General features: G+C 64.6%; 17 protein-coding genes. 11 read left to right on the top strand and 6 right to left on the bottom strand.

All coding sequences use genetic code 11. From position 1 onward, the window contains the following. Positions 1-8: 8 nt before the first annotated feature. The 5 genes from IPI56_01790 to IPI56_01770 all read right to left on the bottom strand — a co-directional run bounded on the left by IPI56_01790 (position 9) and on the right by IPI56_01770 (position 5198). Entirely contained in the window at positions 9-1583 is a 1575-nt protein-coding gene (locus IPI56_01790; protein MBK7544474.1) for a hypothetical protein, read from the bottom strand. Next, a complete protein-coding gene (locus IPI56_01785) occupies positions 1580-2008 on the bottom strand; it encodes a hypothetical protein (protein ID MBK7544473.1) in 429 nt (142 codons plus the stop codon). Before IPI56_01785 ends, IPI56_01790 begins: the two co-directional genes overlap by 4 nt. After that, entirely contained in the window at positions 2005-3495 is a 1491-nt protein-coding gene (locus IPI56_01780; protein ID MBK7544472.1) for a hypothetical protein, read from the bottom strand. Before IPI56_01780 ends, IPI56_01785 begins: the two co-directional genes overlap by 4 nt. Positions 3496-3597: 102 nt before the next feature. Continuing rightward, positions 3598-4500 carry a hypothetical protein gene (locus IPI56_01775; protein ID MBK7544471.1) on the bottom strand — a complete coding sequence of 301 codons (903 nt, stop codon included), beginning with the start codon at positions 4498-4500 and terminating at the stop codon, positions 3598-3600. A 134-nt stretch (positions 4501-4634) separates the two neighbouring features. Then, positions 4635-5198, bottom strand: coding sequence for a hypothetical protein (locus tag IPI56_01770; protein ID MBK7544470.1), 564 nt, complete (start codon positions 5196-5198; stop codon positions 4635-4637). 351 nt (positions 5199-5549) lie between these two features. Between IPI56_01770 and IPI56_01765 the strand changes: the two genes are divergently transcribed. From IPI56_01765 to IPI56_01735, 7 genes are all read left to right on the top strand, one after another. Then, positions 5550-5948: a response regulator gene (locus IPI56_01765; protein MBK7544469.1), complete on the top strand. Its 399-nt coding sequence runs from the start codon at positions 5550-5552 to the stop codon at positions 5946-5948. Continuing rightward, the gene (locus tag IPI56_01760) at positions 5945-8122 is read left to right on the top strand and encodes a CHASE domain-containing protein (protein MBK7544468.1); all 2178 of its coding nucleotides are present in this window, start codon (positions 5945-5947) and stop codon (positions 8120-8122) included. The genes IPI56_01765 and IPI56_01760 overlap by 4 nt, the downstream gene beginning before the upstream one ends. Then, positions 8115-9653 (top strand): response regulator, encoded by a 1539-nt coding sequence (locus tag IPI56_01755; protein ID MBK7544467.1) that lies wholly within the window; start codon positions 8115-8117, stop codon positions 9651-9653. The genes IPI56_01760 and IPI56_01755 overlap by 8 nt, the downstream gene beginning before the upstream one ends. Further along, complete coding sequence (locus IPI56_01750; GenBank protein MBK7544466.1) at positions 9653-10711, top strand: HEAT repeat domain-containing protein; 1059 nt, start codon at positions 9653-9655, stop codon at positions 10709-10711. Before IPI56_01755 ends, IPI56_01750 begins: the two co-directional genes overlap by 1 nt. After that, positions 10708-12915, top strand: coding sequence for a glycosyltransferase (locus IPI56_01745; GenBank protein ID MBK7544465.1), 2208 nt, complete (start codon positions 10708-10710; stop codon positions 12913-12915). The genes IPI56_01750 and IPI56_01745 overlap by 4 nt, the downstream gene beginning before the upstream one ends. Positions 12916-13028: 113 nt before the next feature. Next, positions 13029-15503 carry a VCBS repeat-containing protein gene (locus IPI56_01740; protein ID MBK7544464.1) on the top strand — a complete coding sequence of 825 codons (2475 nt, stop codon included), beginning with the start codon at positions 13029-13031 and terminating at the stop codon, positions 15501-15503. Positions 15504-15594: 91 nt separating this feature from the next. Beyond that, on the top strand, positions 15595-20016 hold the full coding sequence (locus tag IPI56_01735; protein MBK7544463.1) for a VCBS repeat-containing protein: 4422 nt from the start codon (positions 15595-15597) through the stop codon (positions 20014-20016). Positions 20017-20197: 181 nt separating this feature from the next. Here the strand turns inward: IPI56_01735 and IPI56_01730 are convergent, their stop codons facing one another. After that, positions 20198-20548, bottom strand: coding sequence for a cytochrome c (locus tag IPI56_01730; protein MBK7544462.1), 351 nt, complete (start codon positions 20546-20548; stop codon positions 20198-20200). 215 nt (positions 20549-20763) lie between these two features. On the opposite strand from IPI56_01730, the gene IPI56_01725 reads away from it, so the two are divergent. From IPI56_01725 to IPI56_01710, 4 genes are all read left to right on the top strand, one after another. Beyond that, complete coding sequence (locus tag IPI56_01725; GenBank protein ID MBK7544461.1) at positions 20764-22290, top strand: hypothetical protein; 1527 nt, start codon at positions 20764-20766, stop codon at positions 22288-22290. Positions 22291-22346: 56 nt separating this feature from the next. Beyond that, positions 22347-23669, top strand: a complete 1323-nt coding sequence (locus tag IPI56_01720) for a nodulation protein NfeD (GenBank protein MBK7544460.1) — start codon at positions 22347-22349, stop codon at positions 23667-23669. 10 nt (positions 23670-23679) lie between these two features. Further along, positions 23680-24474, top strand: coding sequence for a slipin family protein (locus tag IPI56_01715; GenBank protein MBK7544459.1), 795 nt, complete (start codon positions 23680-23682; stop codon positions 24472-24474). A 117-nt stretch (positions 24475-24591) separates the two neighbouring features. Next, positions 24592-25152, top strand: a complete 561-nt coding sequence (locus IPI56_01710) for a response regulator (protein MBK7544458.1) — start codon at positions 24592-24594, stop codon at positions 25150-25152. Positions 25153-25162: the final 10 nt, after the last annotated feature.

Genomic DNA, 25162 nt, shown 5'->3' with positions numbered 1-25162 from the left:
CGAAAGCCTCACGGTTTGTTGAGCCGATTGAGCTCTTCGCGGACTTCCGTCAAGTCGATGCCCGTCTTCTGGTATTTTTTCAACATGCGTTCGAGCAGGGAAACGCGCTCGGCCGCGTCCGCCCCCTGGGCGACCGTCTTTTTGTAAAAGTCCAGGGTGATGCGGAAATCGCTGGAGACTTGGGCCAAGTCGGATTTGACGCGTTCCTGCTCGTTCCGCACCGTCGACAAATCGATCCCTTTGTTCTCGTACCGGCGCACCAACGCGCTCAACAATTCCTGGCGCTTGGAAAGCGTGGCCCCGCGTTCCACTTGAACGCGGTAAGCCCGGTAGGAGGCCTGGTAGGCCGCGGCGAATTCCTTGACCGCTTTTTCCCGGGCGAACCGCTCGCGTTCCTCCGCCGTGAACACGCGCGGGGCGGCCGGGGCGGGTTTTACCGCCCCGCCTTTCGGGGCGTTCGCCAAAGCCTCTTTCAATCTCTCGATCTCTTGGGTGTATTGAGCGAGCAAGCTGTTCCTTTCTTCCTTCACGAACAGAGCCTCCGCCTCGGCTATTTTCAAGGCTTCCTCCGCCCGCACGGTGGCCTCCCGCTCCTGGGCGATCAAAGACAGCAATTCGTCCTCCGCGGGGGCCCTCCCGAACCGGTAGGACAAGGCCACGTTGTGCAGATTGCCGGTGTCGTCCGCCGCGCCCAGGGGCAGGGCGAACACGTAATCCAAGCCCACGCCGTTCACCTCGTACCCGAGGCCCATGTTGATGCGGCGGTAATCCCGATTGCCGAACCCCGCCCCGCCCCGAACCGCCACGAGCCCGTAGCGCCGCAGCAACCACCGCCGCTCGGCCCCGACCAGGAACCGGTGGTCGTTTCGTCCGATCAAATAGGCCCCGCGCGTCAGGTCCGCGGTCACCCTTAAATCGTTGTTGTCGTAGGCCACACCCCAGCGCGTCACCAAAGGCAACCGATCATCGCTGACGAGCCCCAGATCCGGTCGATTGATGTTTTGAAACGCCAACCCGGTTTTCACGTGGGGGACCAGAGTGTAAAGCGCGCCGAAATCCAAACCCACCGCCGACACCGAACGCCCTCCGTTAAAGACGGGATCGGGGATGACGGCGTTGCCCACGCCGTAATCGCGGTTGAGGAATTTCAATCCCCCCCCCAGGGCCAACCGGTCCCACCGGGGGCCCGGCAAGCGCCGGCCGTAGGCGAGCGAAAAAGTCCTCTCTTTGAAGAGATCGTCGACCCGCAATTCCTGGTAACCGAGACCCGCGCTCCCCCACCGGCCGTCCGGCGACAGCGGGGAGGCTCCCCCCAAAAACGCCTGGGCGGAACGGGTCTGGTCGGACAAGGAAGGAAACAGGCGGGCGTAATAGACCCCCAGCTCGGGACGGGCCAAATCCGCCAACCCGGCGGGGTTGTAATACAAGGCGTGCATGTCGTCCGCCAGCGCCGTGAACGCGCCGCCCATCGAGGTGGGGCGCGCCCCCACCGCCAACTCATCAAAGGCGCGGCCCGTCGAAACGGCCAGCGCGGCTCCCCCGAGGATCAGGCCCATCCGCCACAGCCCGCGGGGGCGATTCATTTCGCCACCACCACAACGCCGGTGAACATGACTCCCTCCCCTTCGATTCGATAAATGTAAGGCCCCGCCGGCGCGGTGCGGCCGGCGCGGTCCCGTCCGTCCCACATCAAATCGTAGACGTCGTGGGGCGGGGCGCACGCCGCGGTGGCCGGGCGAAGCTCCGCCACTTCGGCCCCGGCGGCGTCGGAGACCGTGCCGCGCAATTCCGTCAAAGCGGGGTTGTCCATCTGAAAACACACCACGTCGTTGATCGCGTCCGCGTTGGGGGTGAACACTTTGGGGGCCACGCCGGCGTCGGGGTTGAGGGACAACGCGCGCGCGGAGCGGCCGGCAACGAGCAAAGCCCCCAGAGCCAGCAACAAGCCGACCCGGATCGGTGGAAACGGCCGCGGCGCGCGGCCCGATGTCTTCGTGAGTGAGATCATTTCGCCACCACCACGCTCCCGGAGAAGGTTTTCCCTTCGCCCCGGATCTTATAAATGTATACCCCCGCGCGGACGATATGTCCAGTGGAATCCCGGCCGTCCCACATCATGACGTTGTCGGCGGCGCCCGTGACCCGGGTCAACGGGCTCACTTCGGCGCCGGACAGGTCGATGATTCCCCCGTCCAAGGCGGACAGGCGCGGATTCTCCAGATAGAAGTAGACGGCGTCGTTGATGCCGTCGCCGTTCGGCGTGAAGATCCGCGGCACCACGCTGGCCCGATCGAGGGAGAGCCCGTCGGGGGTTGCGTAGTTCCGCACCTGATACACCCCGGGGAACGCCGTTTGGAACGTGACCGTGCGGGGCGCGGTCGCGGATTGCGCGTTCGTCCGCCCCATCTTGATCCAGGTCTTTCCGTTCCACCAGAACACCCCGATCCGCGCGGCGTCATCGCCGGGGAGGACCGTGTATTCCAACGTGACCGTCATTTCGGCCCCCGAGAAGGCCGCGGTGTTGGACGCGGCCGACCCGTCGGGATTCGCCAGGCCGACCCGGTAGGTGCCCCGGTTCCACGTTCCCGTCGCGAGGGCCGGGGTCGCGTCCGGGGTCACGCTCAATAGATAATCCGCGCCCCCGCGGGTCAGCTCCGGCCACAGCGCCCGCGCGAGGAACGCTGCGCTCACGGTGCCGCCGGCCTCACGCGCCCCGAAGACGATCCCGTCGGGGACCGTCACGCGGAAGAAATTGGAGGGCGCCACGGGCGACTCGTTGCCCGTCGCGTCCACCGCGCGGATGAGGTAATAAAGATCCGTCCCCGCGGCCAACGCCACGCTGCGCGCGCCCTCCGGGACGAACCCGACGGTGTTGCTGGAAGTTTCAAACCCGAAAAGGCTCGTCGAGGAATACACCCGATACCCGACGATGTCCCCGGCGGGAGAACCGTCCATGTTGCGCGTCACGGCCGGCCAAGTCACGACGTGATTGGCGCCCGCCCGGGTGGCGCGCACGCCGGCCACCGCGACGGGGATTTCCGCGTCGGACGACCGGGTCAGGGCGTTCGCCTGGGGGACGGTGTTGTCGAGCGGCGACACGTTGCCGGACGCGTCGATCGATCGGACGGCGAAGTAATAGCGGGTGGCCTCCGCCAGGGCGAGCACCATCACTTCCGGTTGGCCGGGCGCCTGGGGGACCCCGAGGAAAGGCTCCGCCGTGGCGGTCGCCCACCACAGGGCGGCGTTCCCCCCGACATCGGCGATGGAGAACGTCGCGTAACGGACGAGGTAAGTCTGGACGGCTTCGCCGTTCAGCCCCACGCCGTCTTCGTCGGGGGCGAGCCAATCCAACACCACCTGCCCGGGCGTGACGGAGGCCGTCGCGTTGAGGGGCGCGATGGCCGCGGGGGGATCGACGTCAAGAATCGACACGGTGAACACCAGGCTGTCCGTCGGCGCGGCGCGCGCGGCGCCGCCGAAGACAAAGAGGCCCACGGTCAGGATTCCTCGCGGAATCCAGGCCCTGAGCCTGCCCAGGCAAGTCCCTCCGTGTTGCCTCATTTCACCCACCGATCTCCTTTTCTCCCGCCGTTCTCCTTATTCCGTCGTCACATAAACCCGCGTCGTGTACTGAAGCGGGATGCCCAAGTCGGCCAATTCGCCGGTGAGGAGGAACAGAAACTTCCGCCCCCGGTTATCCGGCGCGTCCGGAATGTTGAGGGACAACCGCGCCTCGGCGATCCGATTCGGTTTCAACTTGAGCGTGTCCGGTCGGACCGTCAGCCATCCGGGATCCTTCGGCTCGTCCCACCCCGGCTCGCGGAGGCTGTTTTGCAACTTCGCGCTCACCAGTTTGAGGCGGACGGCCTCGTTCCCTTTGTTGGCGATTTTGACGGCCGCGCCATACATGTCCTTTATGTTGATGGGACGTCCCACCGGGACCTTGTCGAGCCGCAGGCTGGGGGTCATGTCGAGATCCAGACGACCCAGAGCCACCCGGTCCCGCTCCTTCGCCAGCGCCGTCGGCCCCATCGCACCGACGGAGAAACGCACGTAATGGTTGACGGCCAACGCCAATTGACCGGTGGTCAGGGTGCGCGCGTGGAGGTTGATTTGAAGATGCCGGCCCTGCAGGGCGGGGTCGTTCGGAACCGACAGGATGACCTCCGCCGTCCCCACCTCCCCCGGACCCAGGCGGAACCGGTTGGGCACGACGCGAATCCATCCCGCGTCCGGCGCCGGTTCGTAACCCTCTTTGGGGTTGATTCGCTGCGGGCCCGGCAACTCCACGTCCACCTGGATGTCGACCGCCGTGTCCGAATTGTTGATCACCACGTAGGGAACCCCTTTCGCTTGACGCAGGTTCAACACGAGGCCCGGGGCGACGTTTTCCAGAACCACGTCCGGAAACCGCACCGCCAGGGACATTTTGGCCGCCACGGGGACGGCGACCACCGCCGCCCACAGGACGATCCCGCTCCATCGCCTTGACTTCATCATTCGCCTCTCCTTCTCGCTTCGGGGCGCTGTTCGGTCCGCCGCCGCTCCGCGGCGGGAGCCGGAAACGCTCGCGTCTCCGCTCCCGCCCGGTGTCGTTTCGGATTCCGAGCAACCCCCTCAGGGACGGCCGGTCGTTATTGCGCTTCGATTTCGACCGTGAAGCTCCGCTGGGTGCTGACGCTCGACGAGGTCGGCATGTCCAACCGGAACCACAGACCGCGGGTCGCGCCCACCGTCACGGCTTCGCCCGATTGGTCGCCGGCGTAGTTGGTCGCGCTGGACAACGTGCCGAGGCCGGGGCCCGCGGAGACCAACACGTCGTTGGTCGTGTCGAAGTTCGCCGTCACCGGAGCTCCGCCCACGGTCGGGTCATCGAACAGGGCCATCAATTTGTAACGGTCCGCCGCCGGGACCTGGACGCCCGTGGCCGCCGTCCACACGCCGTCGTTCGCGCTGACGCGCAGGGCCCAGGTGGAGACGATGTTGCCGTCGTTGGTCACCGTGGCGGACGAAGACAGGTTGTCGGTGGTCGCGAGGACCAACGCCCCGAAGTCGTAGCTCGCCCGGTCGATCGAGACGCTTTTCGTTCCCGTCGGCGTCACCGTCAACACCACCGTGTCCGTCACCGCGGCCATGGCGCCGCCGGCGGCCACCATCATCACGCCCATCATCATCATTTTCCGCATCGTTGTTTTCATTGTGCTGCCTCCTTGAGGTTGTATCGCCGGAATCCGGCGATTGCATCCGAATCCGTTCTTTTCCCCTCGAAGAATGCCGAGGGGGGTTCTTCAAAACCGCGCGCCGCAAAGAAAAACAGAGGACAGAGGGGAGCGAACCCCCGTTGGGTGAACGGGGTCGTGGGACCGACATAAACAACGGGTGGGTGAAGCATTTTACCTCGCGCCGGGGGAAGTTTCCCCCTGTGGTTTTGGTGAACCCAAGCTTTATATAACCCCATCCGTCCTCCCTTGCAAGTGTTTTTAACATCGAACCGCAACCGGGTCTGGACAAATTCCCCGTTGGGGGGTATATAGGGCGGGGAGAGCGCCATGCAATCCATCGCCATCATCGAAGACAACGAAGACAACCGTCTGCTGCTGAAAGGCATTCTGGAAGATTTCTTCCGCCTGGTGGAATTCGACGAAGGCGCGGCCGCGATCGCCGCCTTGCCCGCGTCCCCGCCGGACCTCCTCCTGCTCGACATTTCCCTGCCCGGCATGGACGGGTTGGCCGTGCTCCGCGCGCTGCGGGAGTTCCCCCAATTGAAAATCGTTCCCGCCATCGCCCTCACGGCCCACGCCATGGACGGCGATCGGGAACGGTTTTTGGCCGCCGGGTTCGACGACTACGTGGCGAAACCCATCGTCGATGAAACCCTGCTGTTGACCGCCATCCAACGCGGCCTGGCTCGCGCCCAAAGCGGAAACAAACCGCCCCCCCCCGTATGAATCTTTCGTCTCCCGATCTCCCCGCCCCGCGGTTGTTGGGCCGCGTGGAACAAGGCTTGTCCTTGGCCAAATACCTGGGGTGCGGTCTTGTCACCTTGACCATTTTTCTGACCTGGGGGGTTCACCGCTGGAACGCGCGCGAGCGTCGCTCCGAAATGGCGCGCGCTTTGAACCTGGGGCAAAACCTTTTGACCGAATCGATTCGCGCCTGCGAAAACACCGCCTTGACGACCCGGGCCGCCTTCCAAACCCACGACCGGCTCGACGCGGGCCTTTGGTCGGGGTACATCAATGCCTTGAATTTGAAACCGGACGGCCCCATTAACTTGGGGTACGCCCCCTTCTTGAGGGCGGCCGCCCCCGGGTCCCGTCCCGGTGGCTTTTCCCCGCGGACGCCCCCCCCGTCAGGTCGACGAGAGGAATCCGCCCCGCTCCTTTTTTTTACCTCGCATTTCGGAACCCAGCGTGTTTTGTCGGGGTACGACAGCTGGGCGGATCCCGACCGGCGAACCGCCATGGAAAAAGCCCGGGATTCGGGGGGAGTGGCCGTCACCGCGCCCCTGCCCCTCAAAGGCGGCGTGGGCGGAGTCGCCACCCGGGGTGTCGTTTTTTACGCAGCGGTCTACCGGAACGGCCCCGCCCCGTCTTCAGTGGCCGAACGCCGGAAACTCCTGCGCGGTTTTATCGTTGTCGCGCTCGCCATGCCGCGATTGAGAGAGACCATAAAAACACGGGCGGGCCCCTTGGATTTTGCCTTGTGGGACACCGCGACACCTCCCCCGGGCAGTTGGCTCGTGGGATCGCCCCCCGTCAAAATCCCGGGCCCGGAATTCTCCACGACGGTCCCGGCCGCGGATCGCTCCTGGCTCTTGGTTGTAACCCCATCGGGAAAGGGGGACCCCTGGTTCCGGTTGCCGGCCGTGTGGGTTCTGGTGGGCGGTTTTCTGATCGCGGCGGTGGGCGGGGGGCTGGTGATTGGAAACCGTCGGGCGCACACGGACGCCCTTCAATTGGCCCGGACATTGACGCTGGAAATGCGCCAGTCGGTCCTTTTCCTCGATTCCGTCCTCCACGAAATGCCGTCGGTCGTCTATGTTAAAGACGCGGAAAAACTCCGGTTCGTGCACGTCAACCCGGCGGGGGAACGCCTTTTGGGAATCTCCCGTTGGGAAATGATCGGCCGACGCAACCACGATTGTTTTCTCCCGGAAGAAGCCGACGTGTTTGAGTCGCACGATCGCGCGGTGGTGGCGTCGGGGCGCCCCAGCGAGACCGACCTGGAATTCGTGACGACCCGTATGCGGAAACGGAGAATGTTGCGTGTGCGCCGGGTGCCGATCAAAGACGCCCAGGGGCAATTCCGATATATTCTTTGCGTCGTTGAAGACATCACAGAACAAAAATACTTGGAAGCGGCCCTGCGCCAAGCGAAAAACGAGGCGGATGCCGCGAACAAGGCCAAAAGCGTCTTCCTGGCCCAAATGAGCCACGAACTGCGCACCCCTCTCAACTCGGTCATCGGATTCGCCAACCTGCTCCTGAAAAACAAAAAAGAGAACCTCGGTCCCGAAGACCTCGTCCGGCTTCAAAAGATCCAAGGAAACGGATTGCACCTTCTGGAATTGATCAACAGCATCCTGGACCTCTCGCGGGTCGAGGCCGGTCGCATGCCCGTTAACAACGCCGCGGTGGATTTGGGGCGGCTGGTCACGGAGACCGTCGAACAACTGAGGGGGGGGCTGCCCGAAGGGGGCCCGGTGGTTCTGCGTTCGGACTTGCCCGGGCCAACGACTCCCCTCCAAACGGACCCGGGGAAATTGAAACAAGTGCTCATCAACCTTATCGGCAACGCCATGAAGTTCACTCCGCAAGGGTCCGTGACGGTCCGCGTCCGCGCCGGGGCGGACGGCGCGCCGTCCGCGCTGGAGGTGGCCGACACCGGCATCGGGATACCGCCCGACAAGGTGGGCCGGATTTTCGAGGCGTTTCAGCAAGTCGATAACGGCACCGCGCGGAAATTCGGCGGCACGGGCCTGGGGCTGACGGTGTCGCGGGCCCTGGTCGACCTTTTGGGGTTTCGCATGGAACTGGAGAGCGAAGTCGATCGGGGTTCGGTGTTCCGTGTGGTGTTTCAACCCGGTCCCTCGAAGCCGACGGAGGCGCCGCGTGGATGACAGCGCCGAACTGAAACTCTGGTACCGCCGGGTTCTGCCCGACAAGCGGCACGCCGTGGAACTGGCACTTGAACGCTGGCGCAACCGCGCGGAAGGGGCGGAGGCCGAGATCCGGCGGCTGGCCCACCTGCTCACGGGCTCCGGGGCCTCCTACGGTTTCCCGCAAATTTCGCAGCACGCCCAGGCGGTGGAACGCGCGGCGTCCGAGACTCTCGGCGCCCGCACCGAGGATCTGCTGCGCGTCATGGCTTCGGTCTTGACGGGGGACGAACGTTCGGGCGTTTTGATTGTTGATGACGACGCCGACGTCACGGCCCTTTTGGCGGCCAAATTGGGCTCGACCGGCCGCGCGGTCACCGTGGCGCACACCGCCCTCGAGGCGGAACACCGCCTCAAAGAACACCCCCCGGCCTTGATCCTGCTGGACTTGGTATTGCCGGATATCGACGGGCGTCGTTTGTTGTCCAAATGGAAAGGGCTCCCCGAGACGGCCTCGATCCCCGTGTTGGTTTTGAGCGCCTGGGCCAGCGGGCCCGTGCGCCAGGAATGCCTGTCTTTAGGGGCCGACGCCTGCTTTTCCAAACCCCTGGAACTCGAGGCCCTGGCGCGGGAAGTGGAAAAACGTTTGCGCCCCGGGGAGGGGTCCCCCGCCGGGTTTGAGCGTGACCTTTCAACCGGGCTCCCCAATCGCGCGGGTTTTCTCAAGCTTTTCCGCCGCGCGGAATTGCTTTTGCCGGGCCCGCAGCGGGTCATAAGCGTCGGACTGATGGAAGTGGACACCCTGGCCGTGATCCGCGCGTCCCAGGGAGACGGGGCCGCCGAAGACATTTTGGCCTGGGCGGCCAAGGCCGTGGGGCGCGCCATTCAACCCATGGGCGTGCTGACCCGTTGGGAAGGGGATCGGCTGGCGGCGCTTTTTCCATCGGTGGCCACCGACACGGCGATCCTGACCCTGGAACGCGCCCTGGGCGCCCTGTCCACGGAACGGTACCCGCTTCCCCAGGGCTCCACCACGCGGGTCACCTTTTCCGCGGGGGTGACGGAGGCCGAGGAGGGCGTCACGGTGGAGGTCCTGCTTTCGCGCGCAACGGAGGCCCTCGCCGAGGCCCGGGCCCAGGGGGCGGGACGAATCGCCCTGCACCGCAAGGGCGTCGGCCGAACCCGAAAAACGATCATGGTCGTCGACGACGACGAACTGGTCATCGCCCTGGTGCGTCACCGTCTGGAGCGGGAAGGGTTTCTCGTCGCCCCCTTTATGGACGGCGCCGCCGCGTTGGCGGCGGCCTCCGACACAAACCCCGATTTGATGATCTTGGACGTGAAAATGCCGGCGATGGACGGCTTTGAACTGCTGGAGCGCCTCCGCGCGGTTCCCGCTTTTGAAAAAACGCCGATTCTGATGTTGACCTCCATGGGGGGTGAAAACGATGTGGTCCGGGGCCTTGCCCTCGGGGCCGACGATTATATTCTAAAACCGTTTTCACCGGTGGAGCTCGTGGCGCGGGTTCACCGCCACATGAAATCCAAGTGATGGGATTGTCCCTCCCCGCGGCCCCCCCCGACCGGCTTCTTTGGTGTATGGCGGGCGCGGGCCTGGGGCTTTTCTTGTTGGCCTGCGGTTTCGCGGTTTACGCCGTCCTCGCGGGCGCCCGCTCCTTTCAAAAATCCAGGTCGGAGCGGGCGATCCAAGAAACCTGGACGCGCGCCATCCTCCGGGTCCTTTCGGGGGAGGAAGGCCCCCCCGTCCTCCTGCGTTTGGTTGGGAAAAACCAAGCCTCGGCCTTTTCCCACTTCCTCCTCCAATTCGCCCGAAGATTGCGCGGGCCCGAACGCCGGGTTCTGACCACCCTGGCGGCGCCGTTCCTGGGCGCCGTGGCCGAGCGTCTCCCGGACCCCGACCCGGAAAAAAGGGCGCGCGCGGTCTACACGTTGGGCCTCCTGGCCCCCGTCCGCTTCAACGAACCGATCCGCGCGGCGCTGGACGACCCTTCGTCTTCCGTGGCCGTGACCGCCGCCTTTGTCCTTTTGACCCATCGCTCGGCGGACGACGCGCGCACGGTGCTCCAACGCCTGGACCGGTTCGGGACGTGGGACACCGGCTTGTTGTCTTTTCTTCTGGGGCAGGTGGGCGCGGGGATCGCCGGGGACTTGCGCCAAATTCTCGAGGACCGCGGGCGCGGCCTCCGCGCTCGCCAAATTGCGGCGCAATCGTTGGTGCGTCTGCAGGACCCCTTGGCCGGGGACTGCGCCGCGCGTGTTTTGTCGAATGAAACCGATCCGGAAATCCTGAGCGCCGTCCTTGCGATTTTGAAGAACCTGGGACGACCCGAGCATTTGGAATCGATCCGCGCCGCCTGCGCGGCGCCGTCTTTTTTCGTCCGCGCGGCCGCTTTGACCGCCCTGGGGCGGGTGGGCGGCCCCGGCGAGGAAGCGTTTCTGCGGGACTTTTTCGACACACCGAACGTGTGGGTCGCGTCCCACGCCGCGGACGCCCTGAAACGCATCGGGGCGCTCACTTTCCTGCGGGCGGTGGCGTCTTCCCCCCACCCGCGCGCGGTTTTGGCGCGGCAGATCCTGGAGTCCACGTGACGTTCCTCGACGGGTTCAATGCGTTCGCGCTGTTGTATTTCGTCCTGCTCAACGGGTCGCAGCTGCTCACGGCCGGATTTTCCATCGCGGCCCTTCGGCGTCACGCCTCCCGGTCACGACTCCTGCATGTCCTCGACGACTACGTCGCCCGGGGCGGCGCCCCCGCCATCACGCTCCTCGTTCCCGCTCACAACGAAGAACCCACCTGCGTGGAAGCGGTCAAATCGTTGCTGACGCTGGAGTACGGCGATTACGAAATCCTCGTGATCAACGACGGGTCCACCGACGACACCCTGGGCGAATTGGCCCGGGCTTTCGATCTCGTTCCCGCGAACCGGTTTCCCCTCGCCACGTTGCCGACCGCGCGCGTGCGCGCCACGTTGCGCAGCGCCCGCCATCCCCGGTTGTGGGTTTTGGACAAGGAAAACGGCGGCAAGGCCGACGCCCTGAACGCCGGGCTCAACCATTGCCGGACGCCGCTTTTTTGCGCCATGGACGCGGATTGCGTCCTGGAACGCGACGCGCTCAAGCGCATCGTCCGCCCCTTCATCGAAAACGACACCACGGTCGCCGCCGGGGGGTTGGTGCGCATCGCCAACGGCTGCGTGTTCAAGGGGGGGGTTCTGACGGACGTCCGCATGCCCGACCGCTGGCTGGCCCGGTTCCAGGTGTTGGAGTATTTGCGTGCCTTTTTGACGGGCCGAATGGGCTGGGACGCGATGTCCGCCCTGCTGATCATCTCGGGGGCTTTCGGGTTATTCCGTCGGTCGGTGGTGATCGAGGCCGGCGGCTTCGCCCGGGACACGGTCGGCGAGGACATGGAGCTGATCGTCCGGCTGCACCGTTTTTGCCGGGAGAAAAAACGTCTTTACCGCATCACCTTCGTGCCGGATCCCGTCGCCTGGACGGAATGCCCGGAAAGACTGTCGGGGCTGGCGCGACAGCGCGACCGCTGGCAACGCGGGCTGGTGGATTCGCTCCTGCGGCACATCCGCATGCTGGGGAATCCCGGCTACGGCGCGCCCGGCCTCATCGCCTTCCCCTATTATTTTTTTCTGGAAATGCTGGGGCCTGTTGTGGAGCTGTTCGGCTACGTGGCTTTTGTGGCGGCCCTGATCGGTGGCCGGGTGTCCGCCGCCTATGTGGCGGCCTTCGCGCTCCTGGCCTTCGGGTTCGGGATGGCCCTTTCGATCGCCGCCGTGTCGCTGGAGGAACAGTCTTTTCATCGTTTCCGCCGAACCCGGGATTACATGCACCTCTTCGTCCTCGCTTTTTTGGAGAATTTCGGGTACCGGCAACTGGTGACGTACTGGCGCCTTCACGGTTTGTTGACGTCCCTGTTCCGGGTCAAGGGGTGGGGCGCGATGAAACGACTCGGGGTCCTCCATCGCCCCGCCAAAATCGCCGCGGGACTGACCCTCCTTTCGTTGTTTCTGGCGGGCGCCCCCGCGCGGGGGGCGTATTGGCAATTTTCCAACAGCTACGAGCGGCAGAGCTACGGGCCGCCGCGCAACGCCTGGTACACCACCACCTGGGTGATGGAGCGCAAAGTCCGACGGGGCAGTCTCACCGTCGAAGGATTGCGCTACCGTCGGTTCGGCCGCACCGACCGGGGCGGCGCCGCCGAGGGCTATCTGGCCCTCTGGCCCAAGGCCTACGCCAACGCCCGGTTCCAAGCCGTGGTCAAGGCCGAGGTGGTCCCCCGGGTCGAAGGGCACGGGGAGATATTCCAATCCTTTGGCAAGCAGTGGGAGGCTTCCTTCCGCTACCGGCACATGGATTTCCGCCTGGACGACGTGGACATTTACGCGGTTTCCCTGGCCAAATACGCGGGCCGTTGGTATGCCCGAACGCGTTTCAGCTGGATCCCGCAAACCACGGGCGCCGGCTACGCCCGGGAAATCGCCCTGCGCCGGTACGGGGCGCGGACCGATGATTTTTTCGAATTGACGCTGAGCCGCTCCAGCAGCAACGCCGTGAACACCGTCGCCGTCGGCGTCACGGGGGACCAAACCACCTCCCTGGCCGCCCGCGCGCAAAAATTCTGGAACCCTCGGTTCGGAACGGCCCTCATTTATCTGGTGGAGGACGAAATCGGCCTGCCGCCGCGGCGCGGGTTGTCGGGAACGCTTTTTTGGCGCTGGGGCACCGCGGAGCACGTCGTGCCCTTAACAACGAAAGAATCGGCGCCCCCCCCGGATTGATTCGCTTGTCCATTGACAGACCGCTTTTCCCCGTTTATCCTGAATAAAAGAACAACCGGGACCCGCCGGGTCCGGACAGGCCGAATGACCCATCGGTTCGATGAGGAGCCCGCATGCGTTCCTTTTTTCGTTCACTTTTCCCGGGACGACGCTGGTTTATCCTGGGGGGCCTGGCACTCCTTTTCGAGGCCTCCCCCCGGCTCCAAGCCCTCCCTTACAACGCCCTCCAAATTGAAGTGGAGCCCGTGACCGCCACCGATCGACTGACACAAGGCGGCGCCGCCTGGGGCGATATGGACGGGGACGGGGATTTGGATTTGGTCCTCAGCGGGCAAGATTCCGCCGGGAACCGTCAATTGCGGGTCTACACCAACGGGGGTGCGCCGGGCTACGCCATCAACGCCACGCAAACCGAAGTCTTTGGACTCAACAACGGCCTTCAGTCGGGGGAAGTGGCCCTGGGCGACCTCAACGGCGACGGGCGCTTGGACATTGTCGTCACGGGCAATCGCGGGGGGGCGGCGACCCGGCAGATCCTGGTGGCCCGCAACAACGGCGGGCTTTCCTTCAGTTCGATCCCCGTGGACGCCGGGTCGGGGCTGGACGGCGGGGAACCCGCCCTCGGCGATTTCGACAACGACGGGGACCTGGACTTGGCCGTCAGCGGACTCGACCCGGCGGGCGCGCGGCAATTTCGGGTGTACCGAAACAACGGCGACGCGACCTTCGACCCCACCCAAATCGAAGTGCCCGGCGCCGCCGGGAACGGTTACGCCACCCGGAGCGGCGTGGCCTGGGGGGACTACAACAACGACGGGTTCCTCGATTTGCTTGTGGCCGGGCTCTCCGCCGGGGGGCGACGCTTGCACCTTTTCACCAACAACGGAAACGGCGGTTTTGCCGGACCGTTGGACGTGACGGCCGGCGTGGGCGGGATGTCCGACGCCGACGTCGCTTTCGGGGATTTAAACAACGACGGCCTTTTGGACGTGGTCGCCATGGGCAACAGCGGCACCAACGCCCAATTGCGCGCCTACCGAAACAACGGCGGGCCCGGATTCACCTTCACCGCGTTCGAAGCGCCCGGCGCGGCCAACCTTGGAATTCGAAACGGCGCCCTGGCCATCGGCGACTCCAACAACGACGGGGTGCCGGACTTCGCGGTGGTGGGCACCCGGCCCGCCACGGGGAACGAGGAGGTCTGGCTCTACCGGAACAACGGCGGTTTCGCCTTTACCCAATTCAACGTGGAAAGCGCCAACAATTTGGGATTGCAGAACGGCGGCTTGGCTTGGGCCGATTACAACGCCGACGGAAGTCCCGACCTTTTGATCTCCGGGTCGGACAGCGCGAACGCCCGGCAAATGCGGGTTTATCGCAACACCATCAGCACCGCCGCGGCGCCGGGCGCGCCGCCCACGCTCGCGGGGTCTTTCGCTTTCTCCCCCACCGGGTATTCCTCGGCCACCTTCAAATGGGACCCCGCCGCGGACGTCGCCCCGGGAGCGACCCCGGCCGTTACCTTGACGTACGACCTCGAGGTTTCCACGTCGTCCGATTTCTCCCGGGCCACGATCCCCGCCATGCGCATGACCACACCGCGGACGGGCAATTACCTCCGCCCCCCCCGCCTTTACGACGGGAACACCCGGCACGGCGTGATCTTGCGTTCCACCCAACCGTGGGCCGGGAACAACGCCCACCCGGGACTGCGGACCGACACCACCTACTATTTCCGCGTCCGCACGATGGACGCGGGGCTTCTCCCCAGCGCGCCCAGCGCCAATCAAACCCTCTGGACGGGCGTGGCGCCCGGAACGTCCACGCTCGCCGCCGTTGCCGGGGCGGCCCCCGGGGACATCAACCTATCCTGGTCCGCCCCCGGGGACGATAATTTTTACAACCCGTTGGTGGGCGCGTTCCGCGTCCAGTATTCCACGGACGCCGCCACCCCCTGGAGCACCGCCACCACCCCCGCCGGGGCCACCACCGTCGGCATCGCCACCAACACCCCCGTCGGGAGCGCCCAATCCGCCGTCATCAACGTGCCCACCAACGACACGTATTATTTCGTCCTTTGGAGCCGGGACGACGTGGGGGAATGGTCCGTGGTGTCGGCCACCGCCGGCTCCGCCCCCGCCCCTTATATCCGTTCCGTGACCGTCACCGCGGGCGACCCCTACGCTTTCGGCAACTTGATCGTGGGAAGCAGTTCCCACTCCGCCACCGGCGTGACCGTCTTGAACGACGGGAACGTGACCAGCACCTACTCCCTTTGGGTCGCGACGACCACAGCGGGAAGCCCTTGGTCCATCGGCACCTCTTTGCCGACCGGCCCCAACGTGGCCGTCCTTTCCGCGGGCTTCCATCCGTCCCGGCCGGCGGCCGCGGCCTTCGGCGCGGAGGACGTCGTCACCGGCGCCGCCGCCCTGGCCACCGGGGCGATCTTCACCATCAACGGAAGTGAAACCGGCGTCGCCGTTCCGGCCGGACAAAACCGCTCCCTCTGGTTCCGCCTCGACATGCCCACCGTTTCCGACACCGAAAACCAACAGACCCTCACCGTCACCCTCACCGCCAATCCGTAACCCCAACCCCAAAACCAGCCCCCCCCATCGGCGGGGGCCCCCCCATAATGGGTGTTGAAAAAATCCCCAACTAAGCTATGCTTAAAGCCGGATGACAGACACCCCCCCCCTTCCCATCGCCCGCGGCGGTGCGTTCCGTCGCGTCTTGTTCCTCGCCGGGGCCGGCTTTTTCTTGGCGCGCGGGGCTTTCGCTCTTCCTTACAACGCCGTTGAATTGAATTTTGAAAACACCGCCGCGGACCGGCTGACGGAAGGGGGGACCGCCTGGGGGGACATGGACAACGACGGCGATTTGGACCTCGTCGTCAGCGGCAACGATTCGGGCGGCAACCGCCGCCTCAGCGTTTACACCGTCGGGGCGGCGCCCACGTACACCATCGCCAACAACCCCACGAACGTTCTGGGGGCCGGCAGCACGGGTCTGGAGGACGGGGGCCTCGCCCTGGGCGACCTGGACGGGGACGGGGATTTGGACATCGTCCTGTGCGGCAATCGGGGGGCCGCGGCCACACGCCACATCCTCGTGGCCCGCAACAACGGGGCGCTCGCGTTTACGCAAATCGATATCGACGGAGGAGCGGGCGGCGGGTTGGACCTGGGGAAACCCGCCCTGGGGGATTTCGACAACGACGGCGACCTGGATCTTTTGGTCAGCGGCCAGGATTCCGCCGGGGCCCGTCAACTGCGCGTCTACCGGAACAACGGAAACGCCACCTTCGACCCGACTCAGGTGGAAGTCGCCGGCGCCGGAAACGGGTACGCCGCCCGCAGTTCCGTGGCTTGGGGCGACCCCGACAACGACGGGGATCTGGACGTGTTGGTGTCCGGACAAAACGGGGCGGGCCGACAGGTTCACATTTACACCAACAACGGCAACGGCGGTTTTACCGGCCCCCTCGACGTGACCGGGGGCGTGGGCGGGTTCCAAGACGGTGACGTGGCGTTCGGGGACCTGAACGCCGACGGATGGCTGGACGTCGTTGCCATGGGGTTTGACAACGCGAACGCCCAATTGCGCGCTTACCGCAACAACGGGAACAACACCTTTACCGCCTTCAACATACCGGGCGCGGCCAACCTCGGGGTCCGTAACGGCGCGTTGGCGGTGGGCGATTCCGACGCGGACGGGGATTTGGATATCGCCGTCGTCGGCCTGCGGCCGGCCACCGGCAACGTGGAGATCTGGGTCTACCGCAACAACGGCGGGTTCGGCTTCACGCAATTCAACGTGGAGAGCGCCGTCAACCTGGGGCTCCAAAACGGCGACCTGGCCTGGGCGGATTACAACAACACAACGGGGATCGACCTTTTCATCACGGGCGTCGACAACGCCGCCGTCCGCCGCATGCGGGTGTATCAAAACAACATCACCACCGGAACGGCCCCCGGCGCGCCCGCCGTTCTTTCTTCGACCTTCAGTTTCAGTCTCACCGGATCCTCCACGGCCACGTTCAAATGGGCCCCCGCCGCCGACCTCGGGGCGAACCCGACCCCCCCCGGCCTGTTGGACTACGACATCGAAATTTCAACCCTCGCGGCCTTCACACCCGACACCGTGGCCCCCCACAGCCGGGCGACGCCCCGCCGGGGGAACTACGATCGGCCCCCGTTGATTTTCGATGGGAACACCCGCCACGGCGTGCTGTTGAAGTCGACCGCGCCCTGGGCCCCCGCCCTGGCCCACCCGGGCCTTCGCACCGACACGACCTACTATTTCCGGGTCCGGACCGTCGACGCGGGCCTTTTGGAGAGCGCGCCCAGCGCTTCGTCGACCCTGTGGACGGGCGTCGCCCCCGCCGCGTCGGCCATCAGCGCCGCCCCGGGCGCCGGGGGCGGCAACGTGACCGTGTCCTGGACTTCCGTCGGCGACGACCTCACCGCCGGGACCCTGACGGGCAGCTACATCATCCAATACGCCACCAACCCCGCCACGGTTTGGAACCCCGCGTCGACGCCGGCCGGGGCCTACACCCTGACCACCGCGACGTCCATCGCCCCCGGGGTGGCCGTCAGCACCGGCATCGCGGTCCCCGACAACGGCACGTGGTATTTCGTTTTGTGGACCGTCGACGACGTCGGCCTGACGTCCCCGATTTCCAACACGGCGAGCGCGGTTCCCCCCCCCCTGTATTTTTCCCCCACGCAATCGGAGATCGACGGGGCGGCCGGCGGCCTCCAGGCGGGCGGTGTGTCTTGGGGGGATTTCGACAACGACGGGGACTTGGATATTTTGGCCAGCGGCTTGGGGGGCGGCGCGTGTCAATTGCGGGTGTATCGAAACAACGGGGACGGGTCTTTCGACGCCAATCAAATCGAGATTGACGGGGCCGGCGGCGGCCTTTGCGACGGCGGCGTCGATTGGGGGGATTTCGACGGGGACGGTGATTTGGATGTCCTCGCGTCGGGGGCGTTGACCAGCGGCGCGGCGGCTTCGGCCCAATTGCGGGTGTATCGCAACAACGGCAACGGCACCTTCAATCCCGGCCAAATCGAGATTGACGGCCTGAACGGCGGGTTGACCCAAGGGGACGTGAATTGGGGGGACCTGGACAACGACGGGGACTTGGACATCTTGGCCGGGGGCATCGACGCCGCTTCCGCGCGGCAAATTCGCGTCTACCGCAACAACGGCAACGGGACCTTCGACACCGCCCAAATCGAAGTCGACGGGGCCGGCGGCGGCTTGCGCGACGGGATCGTGGACTGGGGGGATTTCGACGGGGACGGAGACCAGGACATCCTTGTTCAAGGGTGGACCGGAGCCGGGACGGACAGCCGCATCCATGTTTACCGGAACAACGGCAACGGGACCATCGATCCCAACGAAATCAACGTGGATCCCGGCCAGGGCATCGACGGCTACAACGGGAAACATTGCGCCCACTGGGGGGATTTCGACGCCGACGGCGATCTCGACATTGTGGTCCAAGGGGTGCCCGGAACGACCACCGCCAGCCGGGAATTGCGCGTTTACCGAAACAACGGGAACGGCACTTTCAACGCGACCCAAATCGAAGTCAACGGGGCCGGCGGCGGGCATTCGCGGGGCGGGGCCCAATGGGGCGACATCGACAACGACGGCGATTTGGACATCTTCGTCCACGGGTTAACGGGCGCGACCGCGGGCGGGGTGGCTGAAATACGAGCCTACATCAACACGGGGGGAGGGGCCTTCACCCGCGTTGAAGTGGAACCCACCGCGGCGGAGGATCTTTACCTGGGTTCCCTGGACGTGGGGGATTACGACGCCGACGGCGACCTGGATTTCGTGGTGACGGGACGGGACACCGCTGGGAACAACCAGCTCCGCGTCTACAGGAACCTTTCAACGGTGGCCAACGTGGCCCCCAACCCGCCCACGGTCCTTAAAACCGCCTTCGTCTTTTCCCCCACCGCCGCCTCCACGGGAACCTTCATGTGGAACGAGGGAACGGACAACGCCCCGGGAGCGACCCCCGAACCGGGGCTAAGCTATTATTTACAGATAGCCACCGTTCCCACGATGGTCCCCGCCGTCTCCGAGGGGGCCTTTGACCCGCCCAAAACCTACGACGGCGGCACGAAATACGGCGCGATCCTCACTTCCACCGAACCCTGGCGTTCGCCATCGGCGAATTTCGGGCTTCAAACCGACACCACATATTATTTCCGCGTCAAAACCGTCGACGCGGGCGGCCTGGAAAGCGCTTACACGGCGTTGTCCGTGGCCACGTCGACGTTGTGGACGGGGGTGGGGCCTTCGTCGTCCACGCTGTCCGCGGCCGCGGGCGGCGGGCCCGGCGAAATCAACCTGTCCTGGACCGCCCCCGGCGACGACTTCGTTTACAACAACCTCGTCGGCCAGTACCGAATCCAATATTCCACAATCGCCGCCACCGTCTGGAGCACCGCCACCACCCCCTCCGGCGCCACCACCGTCACCATCGCCACCACCGCCGTCGTGGGAACCGCCCAATCGACCACCGTGACCGTCCCCACCAACGACACGTATTTCATCGTTCTCTGGAGCGTCGACGACGTCGGCGAATGGTCCCTCATTTCCAACACCGCCAGCGCCGTCCCCGCGCTCCTCAACCGCTCCGTCTCCGTCACCGCCGGCTCGCCCTACCTCTTCGGGCTTTTGGCCGTGGGCTCCAGTTCCCACACCGCCACCGCCGTCACCGTTCTCAACGACGGCAACGTCACCAGCACCTACTCCCTCTCCGTGGCCACTTCGACCCCGGGCTCCCCCTGGGCCATCGGCGCCGCCCTGCCGACCGCGGCCAACATCGCGGTCCTTTCGGCGGGCTTCCACCCCGCCCGTCCGGCGCTGGGCGGGTTCGCCGCCGAGGACGTCGTCACCGGCTCCCCCGCCTTCGCCTCCGGCGCCGTCTTCTCCATCGACGGTTCCCAAACCGGTTCGGCCGTTTCCCCAGGCCAGAACCGCTTTCTCTGGTTCCGACTCGACATGCCCGCCGCCTCCGACACCGAGGCAACACAAGACCTCACCGTCACCCTCACCGCCAATCCGTAACCCCCCCCGGACACAACGCAGCCCGGGGGAAACAAAAAAACCCCGATGCCGCGATCCGTTCCAAAGGGGATCGACGGACAACGGGGGGAACTGGAGAAAAGTTTTTTCCGGTGGTTGTGAAGACCGAACGCCGACGCGAACCGTCAACGCGGCGGAGCGGTGAAAAACGATCCGGGGAGGATCATTCGTCGGCCAGGGAGGGGCCTCCTGAATCGGACGCGCTCAAGGACCGAACGTGCGCGATGATCGCCGTGATTTGTTCGTCTTTTAAACGTCCCCGGTAAGCCGGCATCATCCCCTTGACCGCGCCGAATTGGATGATTTTCTTCATGTCGGCATCGTCCCGGAGCTGGGTGTCCGCGTCGGCGATATCAATCCCCGGACCGTAAACTTTTTTCAGCGCGGGGTTGCCTTTCCCCGCCGGTCCGTGGCAGGCCTGGCATTTCGCCTGGTAAAGTTTTTGTCCTTCCTCGGCGCACACGCCGCCGATCAAGCCGACCACCGCCATCCCCGCGATGATTAATATTTTCACTCGCGCGCCTCCGTTCCGAAAGTGTCGGTAACTATTTAGCTCCGACTGTATCTTATATAAGCGACAAACACCGGTTTGACAAGGGGCAGTCGAAACCCGCCCGGTTGAGGACCCTGTTGACAAACAACCGGATTGGACGCATATTAATCGCGACAACGCAGCGCGGGATCGGCTGAACAATCCCGGCCGCCCGATACACATCAACGGGGAGTCCTATGAAAAAATATTGGATGTTGTTGGTGGTTTTAACGGGGGGGATCGCTCCGACGGCAACGCGGGGAGCGTCGCTTCTGGATTCCTTCCACCTGCGGCCTTACGGGTCCTTTGAGTTCCGAGGCGAACGCGCGGCCAACGAACAGGATTTTGATTCCGCCCTCGCGGACGACCGCCAACAAACCCTCACGCGAACCCGTCTTGGGTTGGACGCCACCCTCGCCAAGGAAATCGCCGGGCGCGTGGAATTCGTGCGCGCCCCCCGCATCGGTTCCGCACTGAACTCCAACGCCCAATTCGGCAAACCCCCCACGGACGTCAACGCCGAACTGTCCAATTTTTTCATCACGAACGCCTATTTCGACATCACCGGGTTCGGGGGAATCGATTTAATTCGCCTCGGCCGCCAATACGCGGGCCGTCCGGGCGACTTGCTCGTGTACTACGGACCGGTCAACGACAACGTCATGTCCGTCCGATCCCTGCAGGGGGTCACCGTCAAGGAGAATCTCGGCCGCGTGCAGGCGCAGCTTGTTTTCGCCAAGGGCGTGGAGCAGGACAGCATCCCCCAACCGGGGATCGGCGGCGACGGATCCACGGAGGCCGACGAAGGAACCAACGCCGGGGACGTCAATCTCTTCTACGCCCTCCTCAACTCCGATCAACAGTTCAAGCAATCCGTCTTTAAGACGGAGTTGGAGCTCGGCCTTTACCGGGGCATCGACAAAAACGCGGCTCGTAGCGACGACGCCAACGTCATCGACATCATCGACACCCGGGCGAAATTCTTTGTCCCCATGCCCTGGGGAACCGACGTGCTGGCCCTCTCGGCGGAGTTCGCGCTGAACGCCGGCCAAAACCGGGAAACCCTCTACGACATTAACGGCGTTGCCATCAGCACCTCCACCGGGGTTTCCCGGCGCTACCGGGGAACCGCGTCGTTGGTGAAGGCCAGTTACGATTGGCGGGCCGTCCTCCAAGCCCACACCCTGTACGCGATCGCCTCCGGGGACGGGGACCCGCAAGACAACGACATCGACGGGTTTCGCGATTTTTCCACTTTGGGTCTGTCCAACGGCGGCGCCAACGGGGGGCTCCCGGGATCGGATTTCCGCTACGGGAAGATCTACCACGACAACGCCAACCTGGGCATCGGCCCGGGATTGGACACCTCCACCATCGGCGATTTTGGTCTGCGCCTTTTTAACATCGGCGTTCATTACACGCCGCCCCTTTGGGGGAATCGATTGACCTTTAAAGGCGACTACTTCGAAGCCCGCGCCGAGAAGACACCCAACGACGGTTTGGGCAGCCGCATTATGGACGAAATCGATTTGGAATTGAGGTTCGCCAATTCCGAGAACGCCATTGTTGAGATCGGCTGGGCCTGGCTGAAACCCCATCAGCGGTTGAACGCGATCCGATCGGCGGCCTTGGCCCGTCCGGTGACCGCCTCGGACCCCATCCGCATGACGTACATCAATTTCATTCTCAAATTCGGCTTGGCGCCGGATCTCGTTTCGTATTAACGGGTTCCCTCCCGTCGGCTCCCGGGCACGGGCCCCGCAATTGCTATAATCCCCAAGTGCTTCGAAAGCTAATCTTTGCGCTCCTTTGGGGAAGTCTCCCCGTCTTCGCGGAACCGCCGGCGGCGAAACCCCTGTTCGTGATGACCGTCAACGGGGTGATCGACCCCGTGGTTAAAAACTATGTTTTGGATGGCCTCGAACAGGCCCGGGAACTCTCCGCCCAGGCGGTCTTGATTCGGCTGGACACGCCGGGGGGCCTCCTGGACGCCACCCGGGACATTGTTCAAGGCATCGTCAACGCCCCCCTCCCCGTCATCGTTTACGTCGCCCCCTCGGGGGCGCGCGCCGCCTCGGCCGGGGTGTTCATCACCATGGCGGCCGACGTTGCGGCCATGGCGCCTTTGACCCACCTGGGCGCGGCGCACCCGGTCCAACTGGGGGGCGGGACCCCCGGGGTTCCTCAAAAGTCCAAAAACGATAACGCGGACGGGAAAAAAGACGGCAACGCGTCGGCCCTGGAGGAAAAAATGGTCTCCGACGCCGCGGCCTACGCGCGCGCCCTGGCCTCCGCCAAGGGGCGGAACGCCGACTGGGTCGAACGGGCCGTTCGCGAAAGCGTTTCCCAAACGTCGGACGAAGCCCTCAAAAACAAAGTCATCGATTTGGTGGTCGCCGATGAGGCCGCGCTGTTCGCCGCGTTGAAAACGCGGGAGATCAAAAAAAACGGGGCGGCCTGGACCCTCGATCTCGCCGTCGCCCCCCGCGTCAATTTCGCCATGAATCTCGTCCGCCGTTGGCTGCACACCCTGGCCCACCCCAATTTGGCCTACATACTTCTCGTTTTGGGTTTTTACGCCCTGGTCTACGAGTTTTCAACGCCCGGCATCGGGCTGGGCGCCATCGCCGGCGTCATCTGTTTGACGTTGGCGTTCTTCGCCCTCCAAGTCCTTCCCCTCAATTTCGCGGGCCTGACGCTCCTGATCGCCGGTTTGATAATGATGGCCGTTGACGTCATCGTGTCGTCCCACGGCCTGCTCATTTTCGGCGGGCTCATTTCCTTCGCGCTCGGCTCGTTCATGCTTTTCGACCGGGGCCCCTCGGGCGCCCGGGTGTCGTTGGAATTGATCGTCGCCGCCCTGGCCGTTTCGGGCGGCTTCTTCGGTTTTCTCCTCAAAAAGATATTCGACATCCGCAAGGCGCGGCCCGTGAGCGGCGCGGAGAGCCTCGTCGGACAAACCGCCGAGGTGCGCGAAGAGGGGCTCGTTTTTCTCAACGGCGCCCTTTGGACGGCCGAGGGGGCCGAGGGCCTCCCCCGGGGAGCGAACGTCACCGTTTTGCAGGTTTTGGGGACGCGGTTGAAAGTTCAAAAAATCGGTTAGGGAGGCTCGCATGTTCGGCTTGGGATTTGGAACCGTCGTTTTTCTTCTGATCGTGGTTTTGGTTTTTATCGCGAACACCGCCAAGGTTTTGAACGAATACGAACGGTGCGTAATTTTCCGTCTGGGGAAAACGACCCGCGCCCTCGTGAACATCGGGGGGAACGGCAACGGCCCCGGCCTGGTGATCTTGGTGCCTTTCATCGACAAACTGATCCGCGTCAATCTGCAAACCATCACCATGGACGTCCCCGTCCAGGAAGTCATCACCAAAGACAACGTCCCCTGCAAAGTGAACGCGGTCTGTTATTTCAAGGTGATCGATCCACAGCGGGCGGTGATCGAAGTCCAGAATTACATCATGGCGACCAGCCAGATCGCCCAGACCTCCCTCCGGAGCGTGCTCGGGCAGGTCGACTTCGATGAAGTCCTCTCCCACCGGGAGAAAATCAATTCCAAATTGCAGCAAATCATCGACCAGCAAACCGACCCCTGGGGCATCAAAGTGTCGATCGTGGAAGTGAAGGACGTTCAGGTGCCCGAACAAATGCAGCGCGCCATGGCGCACCAGGCCGAAGCGGAACGGGACCGCCGGGCGAAAATCATCGCCGCCGAGGGCGAGTTTCAAGCGGCCCAAAAGCTTTCCGAAGCGGCCCGGATCATCGCGTCCGAACCGGCCGCCCTGCAACTGCGTTTCCTCCAAACCGCCAAGGAAATCAGCTCCGATCGAACCTCCACCTTTTTCTTCCCGCTGCCGGTCGAGTTGATCAAGTTCCTCGGGAACTTGGCCGACAAAACGAAAAACTGAACGGGTCCGGCGCCCACGCGACGCCGCCCCCTTGAATTAATCCGCCTTCCCATCTAACCTTAGGGAGCGCGGGGCCGCGCCGGATTCCCTCCGGCGCCAAACCGCCCAGGGGTCGGAATGACGCCACCGTTCGTGCTCATCGTCGAAGACAACGCCGTCACGCAGTCCGCGCTCACGCGCGACTTGGGCGCGCTTGATTTCCGGACACACGTTGTTCCGTCGGCGGAGGACGCCTGGGACCACCTGAACAAGGCCCCCCCCCCGGACATCATTGTTTTGGATTACCATCTGCCCGGCGAGGACGGGCCGAGTTTGTACCGGAAAGTCAGCCTGGACCCCCGCTTTGGGAATGTCGCCGTCATTCCCTTCACGGCCTTGGCCGACATGAAAAACGATTCCCACCAAGACATATTGACCCTGCGGAGGGGAACGGAGATGAACGGCGGGGGCCAGCTCTTGGGCATCGTCTCCAAAGGCGGCAGCGAGGAAGTGAACGCGGTTCCGGGGGCCCTTCTCTTGGCGCTGGCGAACGCGTTGCGGACCCTCAATGTCCGGTGCCCGCCGAAGTTGATGGCGGCCATTCGGGACTATTTGAAACAGTTCACCGATGACGCGAGCAACGATCCCATGTCGGGGTGGGCGTACTTCTTGCACCTGGACAACCACGGACCGGAGTGATACGGCCGGG

Source organism: Elusimicrobiota bacterium (assembly GCA_016706425.1).
In the GTDB taxonomy this organism is placed as follows: domain Bacteria; phylum Elusimicrobiota; class Elusimicrobia; order FEN-1173; family FEN-1173; genus JADJJR01.
This window is presented reverse-complemented; position numbering and strand designations above follow the sequence as displayed.